Below are 17,745 nucleotides of genomic sequence, written 5' to 3'. Positions count from 1 at the left end.
GATGGATACTACTGATAAAAATGCGCCATTTGTTGAGCAGCGCGCCGATCCTTTTGTGTATAAACATACTGATGGATATTACTATTTCACCGGTTCGGTGCCTACTTACGACCGCATCGAACTTCGGAAAGCAAAAACTATTGAAGACTTAAAAAATGCCCAAACTTTTGATGTGTGGTTTAAGCACGAAACCGGCCCAATGAGCCGCCATATCTGGGCTCCTGAGATTCATTACCTTGATGGTAAATGGTATGTTTATTTTGCCGCCAGCGAAGAAGAAGACATTTGGAAGTTACGCCCCTACGTATTGGAGTGTACCGGGCAGGATCCATTAAAAGATGAATGGATTGAGCTGGGAATGATGCAAGCCGCCGATGGTGATGAGAAATCGTTTATCGACTTTTCACTGGACGGAACAGTATTCGAAAATAAGGGCAAACGCTATTTTTGCTGGGCCGAAAAAACCGGTGGACAATTTGCTGCTTCTAATTTATATTTAGCAGAAATGGAATCGCCCATTAAACTGAAAACCGTACAGTTTATGCTCACAACGCCCGATTACGATTGGGAAAGAGTAGATTTTTGGGTGAATGAAGGACCGGCAGTCATCAAAAATAAAGGTAAAATCTATATTACGTTTTCGGCAAGTGCCACCGGCGCCTGTTATTGCATGGGAATGATGGAAGCCGATGAAAATGCAGATCTGCTCGACCGTAATTCGTGGAAGAAATCGAGATATCCCATTCTGGAAACCGATTACGAAAAGAAAATATATGGACCGGGACACAACTGTTTTACCGTGGCTGAAGATGATGTAACGCCACTTTGTATCTATCATGCCCGTGATTATGAGAAAGCTGTTGGCGATCCTGCAGTTGTTACTGCCAGTGATAAGCGGCCGCTGGAAGAAATTATTGAGGATCCGTTGTACGATCCAAACCGCCATGCACGGGTGATCGAAGTAAAATTTGATGTTGACGGTAAACCTATATTCGAGTTTTAGTTGAAACGATTATAAGCCGTAAAGGCAAAACAAAGTGGGGGGCAGTATGAAACAATACAGTTCCCCACTTTTTATTTTGCTCCATGTTTTTATCCTACATGCCCGAATAGTGTCGCAACAAGAAAACACGATTTGATTCCCAAAACAGCAAAGCGCGTATCAAAACCGAATTAAATACTTACTTGTTGGTCAATCTTGTCAGAATAGGTATTTTTACGACCAGGTTTTAAACTGGGCATATTTATGGTAAAACTGTCGGGTAAATTCTTTGTAACTTTCCTTATCATCATTTGTGGTATTACAACAGATGCCGTATTTGCAAAATCGATCGAGCAAATCAGGCTAAATGTGCTTACCACAAACGACGGACTTCCCCAAAATACCGTTGATTTTATTACAAAGGACAGCAAAGGGTTTATGTGGTTTGGAACATGGAACGGCCTGTGCCGTTTCGATGGCTACACATTTAAAACTTTTCATGAGCAACAACATGAATGGTTGAAAGGCAATATGATCCAGGCTTTATGTGAAGATGATGACGGCAACCTTTGGGTTGGAACCGATAAAGGCCTGTCGTTTTTCGACTATCAGTTGTTTCGGTTTTTACCTGTTAATGAGTTGAGCAGTGAAGTACTGAACTCTTCAGTTACAACAATCGCTAAAGACGATACAGGTGCAATTTGGGTTGGAACTGAAGATAATGGATTGTGGAAAATCACAAAAAGCGACGAGGACACATTATTATGCCGCAAACCTTTTAGCGATTTGCTTCCGGCAGAAAATATAAACCATATTTTTATCAGCCCCGAAAAAAGGCTGTTTGTTGGCACCGACAATGGCTTGGCAGTGCTTTCGTTGGACACAGAGAAAATCGTTGACAACTATTCGTCATTGATCGACGAAATAGGAACCATTAGTATACAGTCTGTTTTTCAGGATTCAAGAAGCAATCTGTGGATTGGCACATCTGAAGTGGGCTTATACTATTTCGAAAGCAGTTCAAAAAGTATTCAGTTTTTTGGCGCAACAAATACAAGCGAAGAAGACCTTGACCACCTGACAATTCGCGACATTATTGAAGACCAGAACGGGACAGTTATAATTGGCACGCTTGGCGGACTGAATTATTTCGACCAAAACAACCAAACTTTTTCGCACCTTTCCAACGATTCGAAACTTAGCAGCCCATTTGTAAATTCGTTGTATGCAGATAAGGTGGGTAACATTTGGATTGGTACCGAAAAAGGAGGAATAAATCATTATAACTCCTATCAAAAGCCATTTAATGCGCTTACCCACGAAGCTTCCGATCCTAATTCAATAAGCCACAATACCATCAACTCCATCTTTGCTGAAGACGATGTTTTATGGGTAGGAACAGCCGGTGGCGGAGTAACCCGCATTAGCGACAACGGCCTAAATACAATCCATTTCCAACATTCAGACGAAAATCCCCAAAGTATAAACAGCGACTTTGTAACCTCATTTATCCGCGATAGCCAAAACCATCTGTTGGTGGGAACCTGGGGTGGCGGTTTAAACAAATTGCTCTCCGAAAAACAAAATCGTTTTGAAATTCTGATAAACATACCCGGTGACAACAGAAGTCTGTGCAGCAGCTTTATTTCCAGTCTCGAATACCTCGACAATAAACACATTTTAATAGGTACGCGAGGAGGACTTGATATTTATAATCCCGGGGAAAATATTTTCCTGCATGTTCACGAAAAAATGAACATCGATCAGGCGCTCGAAGTTGGTTGTATTTTAACCGACAGCAAAAGCAGAGTCTGGGTGGGTACCGAAAATGGTCTGTACCGTTTCAAACGATCAGAACTACTTGCTCTTGACGAAAATACCGAACAATTCGATTTCGAGAAATATTTAACCGATCCGGCTGATCCAGAATCGCTAGCCGGCAATTATGTTATCTCTTTTTGTGAAGCACACGACGGAACCATTTGGATTGGCACCTACGGAAACGGCATTTGCAAATACATTGAAAACGGAAATGGCGGCAGCTTTATTAATTACAACCAACAGAACGGATTATGCAATAATGTTGCCTATGGAATTGAAGAAGACGCTGATGGAAATCTGTGGATATCTACCGATAACGGATTATCGAAGTTTGATCCGATTAGCGAAACGTTCCAGAACTACTACTCAAGTGATGGATTGTTGAGCGATCAGTTTTATTGGTCGGCCTCCTGCTCCGACGACCGGGGAAATTTATATTTTGGCGGTGTAGAGGGCCTGAACTATTTTAACCCGGCCGATTTCGAATCGTATCCAAATATTCCGCAGCCGGTATTTACGCAATTCTCGGTATTTAGCGATCCGGTGATTATTGGCGAAAAATACCATTCAAAAGTAATTCTGAACGCACCAATAAGCGAAACAAAGGAAATTTCGCTCTCCTATAAAGATGCTGTTTTCTCCATCGAGTTTTCAGCACTCGATTATTTTCAGCCGGGAAAAATAAAATACGCCTATCAAATGGAAGGGGTGGATCAAAACTGGGTTGAAGTTTCATCGAACCGCCGTTTTGCCAACTACACAAACCTTTCAGGAGGACAGTATGTTTTTAAGGTAAAAGCTGCCAACAGCGATGGTATCTGGTCGGAAAACTACACCGCACTTACCATAACCATTGTTCCTCCGTTTTGGGAAACAGCCTGGTTTCAAATACTGGCGGTGCTGTTTATCATTGCAATGGTTTTAGTTTACATTCGCTACCGTACGCAATTCCTGAAAGAACAAAAACGAAAGCTGGAAAAGCAGGTTCGAGAGCGTACTTTTAAAATTGAGGAGCAAAAAGAAGAACTTGAAAAACAAAACCAACAAATTGCCAAACAGCGCGACGAAGTAATTGAACTGAACGAAAAGGTTAAGCTGGTTAATCAGTTGCGCCTACGGTTTTTTACCAATATTTCGCACGAATTCCGCACACCCTTAACGCTTATTATCGACCCCTTGGAGCAGTTAATGAAAAATATGAAAGCCGACGTTAACACTCAGAATACGCTAAATATTATTAACCGCAACGCACAACGTTTGCTGCACCTTATTAACCAGTTGCTGTATTTCCGCCGTATTGAAACCGGAAAACTACAACTATACGTTAGCAAAGGCGACCTGCAAGGATTTTTATATGGTATTTTCGAGTCGTTTAAAGACCTGGCCGAGCACCAGAAAATTAACTACCGCTTTATTGAAACCGAAATAAACGAAGAAACATGGTTTGATGCAGAGAAAGTGGAAAACGTATTTTACAACCTGCTTTCCAATGCCTTTAAAAACACTCCGGCCTCAGGGGCAATCACTTTAAAAGTTGAGAAAATTACCAAAGAACGGGAAGATTGTATTCCAACTCCGTTTGTGGCAATCAGTGTTATTGATACCGGACGCGGAATTTCCAAAGAACATATGCCCCACATTTTTAACCGCTTTTATAAAGATACAGAATCGGGAAAACAAACCGATTTTACCAGTTCTGGGATTGGTTTGGCACTTACTTACGAGATTGTTCAGGCCTTAAGCGGCGAAATTAAAGTGGAAAGTGAACCTAAAAAAGGCAGCACCTTTACGGTGTGTTTGCCGTATTCGAAAGACCGTTTTGATTCGGAGGCCATTAACGAAACCAATGTGCCCACCGAAATCAATCTTGAAGGCCGGGTAAATGTACTTACCGAGCATATTGTGGCGCGTAACACCAACTACGAACTGGATGAAGTAACATCCGGAAACAAAACAAAACCTACCATTTTAATTGTGGAGGACAATTTCGATTTGCGTAGCTTCCTGTTACAAACACTCCGATCGGATTACCGGGTATTGGGTGCCGAAAACGGAAAAATCGGTCTGGAAATGGCCAGGAAATATTCGCCCGAATTGATTATCAGCGATGTGATGATGCCTGTTATGGACGGAATTGAACTGTGCAGCCGCCTGAAAAAGAACATCCAAACCAGCCATATCCCCATTATTCTGCTTACCGCAAAAAATATGGTAGAAAGCTGGATTGAAGGACTGGAAACCGGTGCCGACGACTACATTCCGAAACCTTTCAACCTGCAGATTCTGCAAATAAAAATGCGTAACATCATTGAATCGCGCCGAAAAATAAAAAGCATATTCAGCAGCCCTGAACAGGTGGCTCCCGAAAAATTGTCATCAAACAAATTAGACGAGGAGTTTATTACGAAAGCTTACCAGGTACTGGAAAAAAATTACAGCGAATCAAACTTTTCGGTGGAACAATTTGCCCGTGAAATGTTTGTAAGCCGAAGTTTGTTGTACAAAAAAATTAAGGCATTAACCGATCTCAACATTACCGATTTCATCAATTCATACAAATTGAAAAAGGCGGTTGAGATGATAAAAACCACCGATCAGTCCATATCCGAAATTGCTTTTAAAACCGGTTTTAACGACCCAAAATACTTCAGTCGTATTTTCAAAAAATTCTACGGATCGAGCCCGAGTGAGTTTTCTAAATAATAATTTACTTGCTGGTTATCAGCTTATTAATCCCCTATAAGCGAGATTTCCTCAATCGTCCACTATCAATATTAAATTGTCCACCATATTGGATACCCTCCCACCGTAATTTTACACTCAGAATTTAAAGTGTAAACCAATTTAATTAATTATGAAGAGAAACTTAACTTATCTATTAGTGTGTTTATTCCTATTCACTTCAGGAATAAGTTTCGCACAACACGCAGTAACCGGTGTTGTGTTCGACGCTGGGAGCAACACCACTCTTCCCGGAGTTAACGTAGTTGAAAAAGGGACTACAAACGGAACGATTACTGATGTCGACGGTAATTTTAATATTTCTGTTTCAAACGAAAACGCAACACTTCAGTTTTCATTTATTGGTTTTGTTGCTCAGGAGGTTCAGCTTGAAGGAAAGTCAAGTATTGAAGTACAACTGCAACAAGATGTATTTGGAATTGAAGAAGTGGTAGCCATTGGGTATGGTACCCAGAAAAAATCGGATTTAACAGGTTCTATTTCTGTTGTTGAAACCGATGAAATGGCCAAAACCGCTACAAACGATGTAAGTAAAGCTTTACAAGGTAAAGTGGCCGGTGTATCCATCCAAAGCTCGGGCGACCCGGGAGCCGCTCCGAAAGTAAAAATTCGTGGTATCACTTCGTTTACCAATAACGATCCGCTTTATGTTATCGATGGTGTTTTTGCTCCGGCAAATGATATCCCAACCGAAAACATCGAATCGATTCAGGTATTAAAAGATGCATCGGCAGCTGCGATTTATGGTTCGCGTGCGGCAAACGGTGTAATTATCATTACTACAAAACGCGGAACAAAAGGCGAAATGAACGTTTCGTACAGTGGGTATTACGGTTTTCAGGAAATTACAGAACGTATGGATGTGCTCGACCGCGAACAGTATCAAACGCTGGTTAACGAGTCAACCAACAATGCAAAAGCATATCCTGAATACAGCGAGCTGTACATTTTCCCAGCGAACGATCCATCAAGCCCTTATTACGTTGATAATGTAAACACCAACTGGCAGGATGAATTGTTTAAAACAGGCCATATTAATAACCAAACCATTTCGGTTAGCGGAGGAAATGAGATATCGAATTTCAGTATGAGTCTCAACTATTTTGACCAAACCGGTACGGTTCAGGGTAACGGCCCCAACTACACCCGATATGGTATAATGGTTAACTCCGATCATAAACTGGGTAAACTAAAAGTAGGCGAATCGATACACTACACTTATGCTAATAGTGATTTGATGTCATTTCTGCACGATGGAACCATGTTAGGTTACACCGCTTCGGCTATTCCTACACTTCCGGTTTACGACGAAACTAAAATGAATGGTTACTCTTCGGCAAGTGCCGACTTGCACGGAGCCTATTCTGCCAATGTTATAGGAATGAATAATCTGATTGAGAGTAATACTAAAAGATATCGTTTGATTGGAAACGTTTATGGTGAGTATGAAATCATTAAAGGATTAAAATACAAGCTTAGTTTAAGTTACGAGCGCACCGACTGGCGCGATTACCACTTTGAACCACTTTACGACCTGGGTTGGTTTGCCGGTTTTTCAAACACCATTGCAAAAATGGATGATAACCGCGGCTATGGCTACACAGGTACCATCGAAAATACTTTGTCGTACAATACAACAATCGATAAATTAACAGTGAATGCTTTGGTTGGACAAAGTGCTCTTAACACATTCATGTCACGATCATTCGGCCATGCAGAAGGTTTCTCAGAACCTTATTTTAAACAACTCAGTAACGGAGAAGACAGAACAAGCAGTGGCGATGAATTCCAGTCACGTTTGGCTTCTTATTTCGGTAGAGTAATTCTTGGATACGATGACAAGTATTTGCTGACAGCAACAATACGTCGCGATGGATCGTCGCGATTCAGTCCGCAAAACAAGTGGGGTAACTTCCCATCTGTAGCAGTAGCATGGAAAGCTCATCAGGAAGACTTTTTAGCTTCAAGCGAATTTATCAGCCAGTTAAAAGTTCGTGCAAGTTACGGTGTGCTGGGTAATCAAAACATTGGAGATTACCGCTACCAGGGCTACATTAACCCATACGCAAGTTATGTATTAAATGGTAACGCCGTTGCCGGTGCAGCTCAGTTTATTCCTGCTTCAACCGACATTAAATGGGAGCAATCGAAAACCACCAACATTGGTCTGGATTTCGGACTTCTTGAAAACAGGATCCTGTTTACAACAGAATATTATATAAAAAGAGTTGATGACCTGTTAGGAACTATTCCTACTCCAACTCACCTGGGGTGGTACGATTGGGAATCACCTGTAAGAAACGCACTATCGGTTAAAAACCAGGGATTTGAATTTAATGCCACTTATCGTAAGGCTGAAGGAGAATTTAAATACAGCGTAAATGCTAACTTCTCTACCCTTAAAAACGAGGTGTTGAGCCTGGGTGAAGGAATTAACCCAATTGACGGAAACTGGAGCCGTACCGATGTTGGTACCGAGGTAGGTGAACTGTATGGTTACGTGGTAGAAAAAGTATTCCAAAGTAAAGCAGAAGTTGAAGCACTGGATGCCAACGCTCCTGACGGTCTTTACCAGGAAAATCTAACCGATGCCGGTGACTTCATGTTCAAAGATCTTAACAACGACAATGAAATTACGGAAGACGACCGTACACACATTGGAAGCGCACTACCAAATTTTTATTATGGTTTTAACTTCAACGCTGAATACAAAAACTTCGACTTTACTGTTTCTGCTCAAGGTGCTGCCGGAAACAAAGTTGTTAATGCCATTGGAAATGGTCTTCGTGCCGGTGCCGGTTTAGAAAACATGAGCACTGACCTGATGGACAGATGGAGACCTGGTAATACCGATACAGGAAGACCACGGATAATCCGAGATGATCCAAACCGTAACACAAGAGCGTCAGATTTCTGGTTGGAAGATGGCGACTACCTGCGATTCTCGAACATCGAGTTAGGATACACCTTACCCGCATCAGCACTCGATTTCTTAAACCTGTCATCAGTTCGTTTGTATGGTTCGGTTCAAAACGCCATTACCATTACCAAATACTCGGGCTACGATCCTGAATTTAATAACGACGGGTTATTTAGTCGCGGAACCGACAATGGTGCGGCGGCAAACAAAGCATTTACCGATTTCTCAGGTGGATTACCTACTCCACGAACAATTTTGTTCGGTGTAAAAGTTGGATTTTAATAATAACTAAAAAGTATTATCATGAAATTAAAATATATTTTTCTTGCCTTCTTAACCTTGTTCATGGCATCATGTAACGAAGAGTGGTTGGAGTTAAGCAACCCGAATCTGCAAACTACCGAAACCTTCTGGCAATCGGAAGCTGATGTAAAAGCCGGCGTTAGTGCCACCTATATGGGATTACTTTATGATGGCACCTGGCTGCGTTTTGTACCTTTTGCTTTAAGCCTGAAAGGCGATGATATTCAGAGTTTCAGCCCATGGCGCGTATTAAGTTTAACAGGTAAATTTAACCTGGATGAAGACCCAATTATGGCGCAGTGGCCATGGACCGCATTCTATGGTGTAATTAACCGTGCCAACCAGGTTCTTGAAAACATCGATAATGTTGAGTTTGCCAACCAGGCTACTTACGATCAATACAAAGGCGAAGCTTTATTTTTAAGAGGTTTGTCAAACTATTACCTGGTTTCATTTTTCAGAAATATTCCTTTGGTTATGAACACATACCAAAGCGAAGAAGACTTGTATCCGGAACAGGTAAGTCCTGAAGTTGCCTGGGCAGCTGTTATAGATGATTTTAAAGCCGCAGCCGATTTATTGCCAACAACTTATCCTGAGACTGATTTGGGGCGCGCAACAAAAGGTGCCGCACTTGCATTTGTTGGCAAATCATATTTAATGAACCACGATTACGAAAATGCATCGAATTATTTAAAACAGGTTATCGATCTTGGCGTATACAACCTGGTTCCTAATTATGCTGATAACTTTACCACATCTAACGAGAACAATTCCGAGTCGATCTTCGAAATTCAGCTCGACCGAAATGTAGGTGGAACAGTATTAGGATGGGTAAGCCAGCCTGCTGCCGACTGGTCGAAAACATCGGCTCACGCTATTACTTTTGCTCCAACAGGCTATGGTTTTGGCGATGCTGCAGCAACACGATGGATTTTTGATGAATATATGGCTGAAAAAACAGTTGATGGTGAAGTTGACCCACGTGCCACTATTAGCATGAGCTACGATACAACAGCATGTACGATGTACGGAACTCCATTCAGAGAAGCTTTCGATGCGTCGAGATGGGACGATGTTTATATTCGAAAATATACAAACGCCTTTTCTACGGAAGTAGCTAATGAATTCGACTGGCGTTCGGATATCAACGAACGAGTAATGCGTTATGCAGAAGTATTGATGATGTATGCAGAATGTCAGTACGAACTTGGAAATGCCGGAGTAGCCGGACAATACATCCAGATGGTACGCGACAGATCGGATTTAGCCGATATTTCTGCTGATATTGCAAGCATGGGGCGCGAAGAATTCTACAATCAGCTTTCACATGATAAAGTGCTGGAATTTGCTTTCGAAGGAATTCGTTTCGAAGACATTGTTCGCTGGGGTTGGTTATACAATGCAGACAGACTTCAGGAATTAAAAGACCACGATTCAGAATTTTCAGGATTTATCGAAGGTCGCGAATACTTTCCTATTCCACCGGCTGAACGCGACAAAAATCCAAATTATACACAAAACCCGGGTTGGGGAATTTAAGAATATAGATTAATACAGAAAAGGCAGGTCTCTGTTATAGCCTGCCTTTTCTTTCTTTCATCAATAACATGCGACGATCGATCATTACATCAACATTCGTTTTGCTATTTGCGCTTAATTTTGGCTGTACAACAAAAGTTAAAACAGAGCTTAAAACAACTGCAAAGGATAGCACTCCAATGCAAATTAACAACCCCATTATTACCGATAAATACACAGCAGATCCGGCGGCTCTGGTTTATAACGATACCGTTTATTTGTATGCGGGACATGATCAGGCTCCGATTGAAAAGAACTTTTACGAGATGAACGAGTGGCTGGTGTACTCATCAACCGATTTGGTGACCTGGAAAGAACATCAGGTGCCGTTAAAACCTGCCGATTTTGAGTGGGCGGCACACAGCGCATGGGCTGCTCAGGTAATTGAAAAGGATGGTAAGTTTTATTGGTACGTAACCGTTGAACATGGAAGTATTCATGGAAAAGCAATTGGTGTTGCTGTTTCCGACAGCCCTGTCGGTCCGTTTAAAGATGCTTTGGAAAAAGCACTAATAACAAACGATATGACCACGGAACATACAAAAATTAGCTGGGACGATATTGATCCGACAGTTTACATCGACGATGATGGTCAGGCCTACCTTTATTGGGGAAATACAGCTTGTTACTGGGCAAAACTAAAAGATAATATGATCGAACTGGATGGTGAAATACACACCGTTGATCTGCCTAATTTTACCGAAGCCCCGTGGATTCATAAACGTGGCGACTGGTATTACCTGTCATACGCCTATCAGTTTCCTGAAAAAACAGCTTACGCCATGAGTCGTTCGATTACCGGACCATGGGAATACAAGGGAATTTTAAACGAGCTGGCCGGTAATTCAAACACCAATCACCAGGCCATTATCGAATACAAGGGTAACTGGTACTTCTTTTATCACACCGGCGGTATTCAACCTCACGGTGGAAGCTTTCGCCGATCGGTATGTATCGACCGGCTTTATTACAACGAAGATGGAACCATGAAGCGGGTGATCATGACTTCAGAAGGAATTCAATAAATATGACATCAAAATGAAACAAAAATTAATCATACTCATTGCCCTGATCCTTTTTTCAGGAAAGGTATTTTCCCAAATCTTTGTACACGACCCTGTTATTACGCAACATAACGATAACTATTATCTGTTTAGTACAGGATTGGGAATAACTATTTGGTCGTCGCCGGATATGAAAAACTGGACCAGAGACGGCCGTGTTTTTCAGGAAACTCCACAATGGGTTACGGAAACACTGGATGATTTTGCAGGCCACATGTGGGCACCCGACATTATATTCCACAATAATCAGTATTATTTATACTATTCAGTTTCAGCTTTTGGTAAAAATACTTCGTGCATTGGCGTTGCTACCAATCGTACCCTCGATCCGGAAGATCCGGATTATAAGTGGGTCGACCATGGCAATGTGGTTCAGTCAGTACCCGGAAGAGATGACTGGAATGCCATCGACCCAGCCATTGCTTTCGATGACGACGGGCAACCATGGATGTCGTTTGGTTCGTTCTGGGGAGGTTTGAAACTTGTAAAATTAAACGACGATCTGAAAACCATTGCGCAGCCCGAGGAATGGCACACCATTGCAAAACGACCAAGAAGCATTGAAATTGATGAAAGCGAGGCTGGCGATGGTGCCATTGAAGCACCCTTTATCTTCAAAAAGAATGGGTATTATTATCTTTTTGTATCTTTTGATTATTGTTGTCGCGGAGCAGAAAGCACCTATAAAATTATGGTTGGGCGCGCGAAAAATATTGAAGGGCCGTACATCGACAAAGAAGGAAAATCGATGCTTGAGGGAGGAGGTTCACTGGTTTTAAAAGGCAACGATGACTGGTATGCAATCGGGCACAATGCCGCTTATACTTTCGATGGTAAAGATTATTTGGTTTGCCATGGCTACGACAGGCACGATAATGCAAGACAAAAACTGATTATCAAGGAAATTAGCTGGGATAAAAACGACTGGCCTGTTGTTGATCAAACGAAATAACGTTCTGCTGGATAAAGAGCCACTCAAAACCACAAACTGGATTTACCCAAACAAGCCTGTTGAAGTGATGTAGAATAGAAAAAAGCAGAACAATTTAACTATGCTTTCTTCTCAATCATTTGAGTTATTGACGGACAAAATAGTAAAGTAAAATTGCACAGAATCAATTCATGAAAAAATATATTCTATACCTGTTTTCAATTATCATGTTCGCAACTTCCTGCAATTCGGGCTCAGCAATTGATCCGGAGCCGGAACCAGAGCCGGAGGAAAAAGTATCACCACCACGAAATGAGGATTTTGTCGGGCCAACATACTCCGATAATTACACCTCAGTTGCAAGCTGGGCGGCACGTGATCAATGGAATCTTGCAAACGTACACGACCCCACAATAACAAAAAGTGGCGATTACTATTATATGTATCAAACCGATGCCTCATATGGTAATGCACACGATGGGCACGGACATTTTCCGTATCGCCGCTCGAAAGATCTGGTAAACTGGGAATTTATGGGAATGGCCTTTGAAACCGTTCCGGCCTGGGTTAAAGATTCGTTAAACAATAAGCGGGCACAAATGATACCATCGTTGCCTCCAATTGAAAATCCTGATTATGGATTTTGGGCACCGTGCATCCGCAAAGTGGGAAATAAATACCGTTTTTATTACAGCATAGTGGTAACTAATCCGATTGTGGGCAGTTCAACCGAAACGTCCTGGACCGAACGTGCCTTTATTGGTTTGGCCGAATCAGACGATCTGGCATCAAACGTTTGGGAAGACAAAGGCATGGTTATTTGTTCAGAGCCCGATGGTTTGGAAACGTATACTCGAAGCAGTAGCAACGATTGGAGTGGCTATTTTCAGTTTAATGCCATCGATCCCAGTTTTATTGTTACGCCCGAAGGCGAACACTGGCTGATTTACGGTTCATGGCACTCAGGTATTGCTGCTGTGCAACTCGATCCGGAAACCGGAAAACCATATCAACTTGAAACACTGGAAGATTATGGTGTTCGAATTGCAGGTCGTGGAGATGTGTCGACAAACCGCTGGCAGGCATTGGAGGCACCGGAAATTATATACAACGAAGAAACGGGATATTATTACTTATTCCTGGCCTACGATGAACTTTCCGTTGCCTACAATACACGCGTGGCCCGATCAGAGAATATTACAGGACCGTACTACGGAATAAATGGCGGAAACATTACCGATGGAGATGAATGCTGGCCAATGCTCACACATCCGTATAAATTTTCGGGCAGCAATGGCTGGGTAGGAATTTCACACTGTTGTATTTTTCAGGATGCAGAAACCGATCAATGGTACTTCTCGTCGCAAGGCCGTTTACCGGAAGGTGTCCCCGGAATTAATGCTTCAAATGCAGTAATGATGGGGCAGGTTCGTGCCATTGAATGGACAGAAGATGGTTGGCCGGTGGTAATGCCCGAACGCTATGCCGCTGTTCCGCAACTGGCCCTTACCGATGATGCCATTTGGGGAACCTACGAGTTGATCAACATGAAATACGAATACCAAACCCAGCAAACATCAACAACTTTTAAGCTGAACTCCGATGGCTCAGTAGGTGGGACTATGTCGGGTCAGTGGTCGTTAAATGCCAGCACAGGAATCTTAACAATTGGCAACCTGGAATTTATAGTTCGCGATGGTTACAATTGGGAAAGTTCGCCCAGAAAAGCTACCATAGTACTTTCCGGGTTAAACGCTCAGGGCCAAGCTATGTGGGGTAAAAAAATCTATTAGAAACAAATATAAAATAACTGAATCATGTTAAAATTAAGAATCACATTAGCTGCTATACTTCTGTTTGCAGTTTCGGTGTCTTTTGCTCAAAGTACACTTACGCTGCATACCGATCAGGCAGAGACAAAAATTAACAAAGAAATTTACGGACACTTTGCCGAGCACCTTGGCCGCTGTATTTACGGTGGTATTTATGTTGGAGAAAATTCCTATATCTCGAATACCCGCGGTTTCCGCGATGATGTAATTGTTGCACTTCAGGAAATGGATATTCCGGTATTGCGCTGGCCAGGAGGATGTTTTGGTGATACCTACCACTGGAAAGACGGAATTGGCCCGAAAGACGAACGCCCCTCAATGGTAAATATTCACTGGGGCGGAGTTACCGAAGACAACAGCTTTGGAACACACGAATTCCTCGATTTTTGTGATATAATTGGTGCTGAACCATACATTAATATAAATGTTGGATCGGGAACCGTACGGGAAGCTTCGGAGTGGGTTGAATACGTTACTTCTTCGAACGTTAGCCCAATGACCGACCTGCGTAAAAAGAACGGTCGTGAAGAGCCATGGGATGTAAAATACTGGGGAATTGGTAACGAAAACTGGGGATGCGGTGGAAACATGACCCCGGAATATTATTCTGATCTTTACAATCGTTTTGCCAGCTACTGCGGCGGTGCCGAATATAAAATTGCCGGTGGTCCGAACGTTGCCGACTACAATTGGATGGAAGTTTTAATGCAAAAAACCATGCGTCATCCTCACCTGGTTCAGGGAGTTTCGTTGCATGCTTACACCTTTACAACTGCGTGGGAAGATAAAGGACATGCCACCGATTTTGGCGAAAAAGAGTGGATTTCGGTTCTGAACAACACGCTGAATATGGAAACGCTTGTTAACCGTCATTCAACAATTATGGACAAATACGACCCTAACAAACGTGTAGGTTTAATCGTTGACGAGTGGGGGAACTGGTTTAATGTGGAAGAAGGTACAAATCCGGGATTCCTGTACCAGCAAAATACCTTGCGCGATGCGTTGGTAGCAGGTATCAACCTGAATATATTTAACAACCACGCCGACCGTGTTAAAATGAGTAACATTGCACAAACTGTTAACGTTTTGCAATCCGTTATTCTTACGAAAGAAAACGAAATGGTGTTAACACCAACTTATTACGTATTTAAAATGTACAGCGTTCACCAGGATGCAATGCTTCTTCCGGCAAACCTGAAAACAGGAAAATATGAAGCTGACGGAAAATCAGTACCGAATGTACATGCTTCGGCTTCAACAAAAGACGGAGTGGTATCTATTACCCTTTGTAACCTGAACCCGAATGAAAGCGAATCGATCGAGATTGAAGTGACCGGAGATGATTTCTCATCAGCAAACGGACAAATTATCACTTCTGACAAGATGAATAACTATAACGATTTTGGCAGGCAGGAAACGGTAAGCTTAAAAGACTTTGATGTAGCCAAACCAAAAAACGGTAAACTAACCGTTGAGCTACCATCAAAATCAGTTGTTTTAGTACAATTACAATAAGCGATTATCGTTTTATAAAATAGAAAAGGAAGCCATGTTGCTTCCTTTTTTTTATGCCCATGTAGTTGTATTTATTGTTCTTTCGGATCGGCCACTCTCCTACTTTTCAGCATTATTGTCTTCCCCCACCAGGTCCACCTCTACGGTTGGCTCTTCTTTCTTCCATTAATTTTTCATATTTGGCAAATTGTTCTTCCGTCAGGATCTTCTTCATTTCTTTCTGCTGATTTTCTCTCCATTCGCGCATCTTTTCACCCATTTTGCTTCGGTCTTCTTCGCCGTTCATTTCCTGGCGTAAAGTCGACATGTCTTTGTATGATTTTAACAGAACTTTTTCCATTTTTTCAGCCTGCGTATCATTCAATTCCAGATCCGTTTTAAATTGCGCTGTTTGCCTTTTCGCCATTTCCTCGGGGTTAAACTGACGTTGTCCTCCCCTGTTTTGGGCCATAGCCATTGTTGTTCCTACCAGAACAACTACCAATAAAAATGCTAATTTTCTCATGAGACTTGTTTTTAAGTGAAAAATCAAGAGATTAGACTAGACGAGATATGTTTAGTTTAACAGTTGGAGACAGCTTAAATTTCAAAACTTAAATTTAAGCCAACAATATCGCCAGATAGCCAATGATTCAGGACTTGACGTTTTTGCAGTGCATAATAAATTTTTATCTCTATGTGCTCCTTTTCAAAAGCTGTTAATCCCGAATAAAAACGAGCCAAATGTGTGCCCTCACCATTTAGTTTAATAAACGCTTCTTCCTGCAAATAAAATTGCAGTCCCCAATCGGTAATCGCAGGGAATTTCATTCGTAACGAATGCCTGTATCTAAAATAGTTATTGAGCGATTTATAGATTCTGTATTCAAAGCGGTTATAAAGGTCGAATTCAAAATTTTTAAGGTCTTTTCCGAAGTCTGCATAAACCATAGTGCGGTTCTCCTGCAACCATTCACCAATCTGAAGGTTTGTTGAACTCACACGAAAACCAGCACCATATTCCAGCCAGTTTAAAACCTGGTGACCAATAAATATTTCACCGTATTTTAAATCGAGTGTATTTCGTTTAGGTGAATAATGCATTTTCTCGGCAACAGTAATGCTTATTTTTTCCCAGGGGGCTATCTCAACCTGGTTTTTGTTCCAAAGTTCAAATGAGCGCTCTTGTGCAAAACTGCTAGTGCCTGCAAGAATCAACAATAATATTACGTACAATTTTTGCATGGATGTAAAAATAGAAAACAATATATTTTCCTTAACAGAATTTATAATTTAATGTCGCTTTTCATTTCAAATGTTAAAATTGGCAATTCAGGTAAAAACATTCTCACATCAGGTAATGCTATATAATTAAGAACTAAAAATCCTGTACATTTGGAACAAATTCGTCGAATAAAGTAAATAATTATGAGCGCGAACTCGAAACAACAAATTATTGAAGCTGCCGGAATTGTTTTTGAACGTTTTGGTTTTAAAAAAACTACTATGGACGACATAGCCTATGCCGCAGGCAAAGGAAAAAGTTCGCTTTACTATTATTTCAAGAATAAAGAAGAGGTTTTTGAAGCAGTTGTAGCGCATGAAGCAAAACAATTGGTAGCCGAAATAAACAAGGCAATAAATGCGTCGCACTCGGCAGTCGATAAGTTAAGAAGCTATGTGAATATTCGCATGAAACGTTTTGTACAAAGGGGCAACCTGGCAACGGCCTTAAACGACAATTTTTTGGCAACATTTGCTTTTATTGAAAAAATACGGAATAATTACCGTGATTTTGAAGTTGAAATGATTGCCGGAATAATTAGCCATGGTATTGATAATAAAGAATTTAAACCTATTGACGCCAATTTTGCCGGTGAAGCAATTCTTACCTGCATGATTGGTTTCGAGGTTCCTTTACTAACCAAAACCCACACTACTGAAGAGTCGGTAAAAAAAATCAATAATGTAATCGACATGTTTTTTTACGGGATTTGTACTTAATTTTTTTGCATCAACATTCGAATATTTTAGATATTAGTTCAAATAATACAAGTTAGTATTGAATAGAA

At 41.4% G+C, this 17,745-nt stretch carries 11 protein-coding genes; 9 read left to right on the top strand and 2 right to left on the bottom strand.

Annotated features, from left to right (window positions below):
• Position 1: 1 nt before the first annotated feature.
• The 8 genes from LH29_RS19205 (at position 2) to LH29_RS19170 (ending at position 15,694) form a co-directional block, all read left to right on the top strand.
• The gene (locus LH29_RS19205; RefSeq protein WP_045032896.1) at positions 2-1,003 is read left to right on the top strand and encodes a family 43 glycosylhydrolase; all 1,002 of its coding nucleotides are present in this window, start codon (positions 2-4) and stop codon (positions 1,001-1,003) included.
• Between the two features lie 243 nt (positions 1,004-1,246).
• Positions 1,247-5,506, top strand: coding sequence for a hybrid sensor histidine kinase/response regulator transcription factor (locus LH29_RS19200; protein ID WP_052671096.1), 4,260 nt, complete (start codon positions 1,247-1,249; stop codon positions 5,504-5,506).
• Positions 5,507-5,657: 151 nt separating this feature from the next.
• The gene (locus tag LH29_RS19195; protein WP_082063851.1) at positions 5,658-8,747 is read left to right on the top strand and encodes a SusC/RagA family TonB-linked outer membrane protein; all 3,090 of its coding nucleotides are present in this window, start codon (positions 5,658-5,660) and stop codon (positions 8,745-8,747) included.
• Positions 8,748-8,768: 21 nt separating this feature from the next.
• Positions 8,769-10,310, top strand: coding sequence for a RagB/SusD family nutrient uptake outer membrane protein (locus LH29_RS19190; protein WP_045032894.1), 1,542 nt, complete (start codon positions 8,769-8,771; stop codon positions 10,308-10,310).
• 68 nt (positions 10,311-10,378) lie between these two features.
• Positions 10,379-11,374, top strand: coding sequence for a glycoside hydrolase family 43 protein (locus LH29_RS19185; protein ID WP_082063849.1), 996 nt, complete (start codon positions 10,379-10,381; stop codon positions 11,372-11,374).
• Positions 11,375-11,387: 13 nt separating this feature from the next.
• Positions 11,388-12,365 carry an arabinan endo-1,5-alpha-L-arabinosidase gene (locus tag LH29_RS19180; protein WP_045032893.1) on the top strand — a complete coding sequence of 326 codons (978 nt, stop codon included), beginning with the start codon at positions 11,388-11,390 and terminating at the stop codon, positions 12,363-12,365.
• A gap of 170 nt (positions 12,366-12,535) precedes the next feature.
• Positions 12,536-14,137: an arabinan endo-1,5-alpha-L-arabinosidase gene (locus LH29_RS19175; protein WP_045032892.1), complete on the top strand. Its 1,602-nt coding sequence runs from the start codon at positions 12,536-12,538 to the stop codon at positions 14,135-14,137.
• Positions 14,138-14,161: 24 nt separating this feature from the next.
• Positions 14,162-15,694 carry an alpha-N-arabinofuranosidase gene (locus LH29_RS19170; protein ID WP_082063847.1) on the top strand — a complete coding sequence of 511 codons (1,533 nt, stop codon included), beginning with the start codon at positions 14,162-14,164 and terminating at the stop codon, positions 15,692-15,694.
• Positions 15,695-15,806: 112 nt separating this feature from the next.
• Here the strand turns inward: LH29_RS19170 and LH29_RS19165 are convergent, their stop codons facing one another.
• Together LH29_RS19165 and LH29_RS19160 are read right to left on the bottom strand one after the other, a co-directional pair.
• Positions 15,807-16,199: a hypothetical protein gene (locus LH29_RS19165; RefSeq protein WP_052671094.1), complete on the bottom strand. Its 393-nt coding sequence runs from the start codon at positions 16,197-16,199 to the stop codon at positions 15,807-15,809.
• A 74-nt stretch (positions 16,200-16,273) separates the two neighbouring features.
• Positions 16,274-16,918 carry a DUF2490 domain-containing protein gene (locus LH29_RS19160; RefSeq protein WP_045032890.1) on the bottom strand — a complete coding sequence of 215 codons (645 nt, stop codon included), beginning with the start codon at positions 16,916-16,918 and terminating at the stop codon, positions 16,274-16,276.
• A 183-nt stretch (positions 16,919-17,101) separates the two neighbouring features.
• Between LH29_RS19160 and LH29_RS19155 the strand changes: the two genes are divergently transcribed.
• Positions 17,102-17,677: a TetR/AcrR family transcriptional regulator gene (locus LH29_RS19155; RefSeq protein ID WP_045032889.1), complete on the top strand. Its 576-nt coding sequence runs from the start codon at positions 17,102-17,104 to the stop codon at positions 17,675-17,677.
• The last annotated feature ends 68 nt before the right edge of the window (positions 17,678-17,745 follow it).

It is taken from the genome of Draconibacterium sediminis, from assembly GCF_000949475.1.
GTDB lineage: Bacteria > Bacteroidota > Bacteroidia > Bacteroidales > Prolixibacteraceae > Draconibacterium > Draconibacterium sediminis.
Note: the sequence above shows the minus strand (reverse complement) of the source record. Positions and strands in the feature narration are given on the sequence as shown.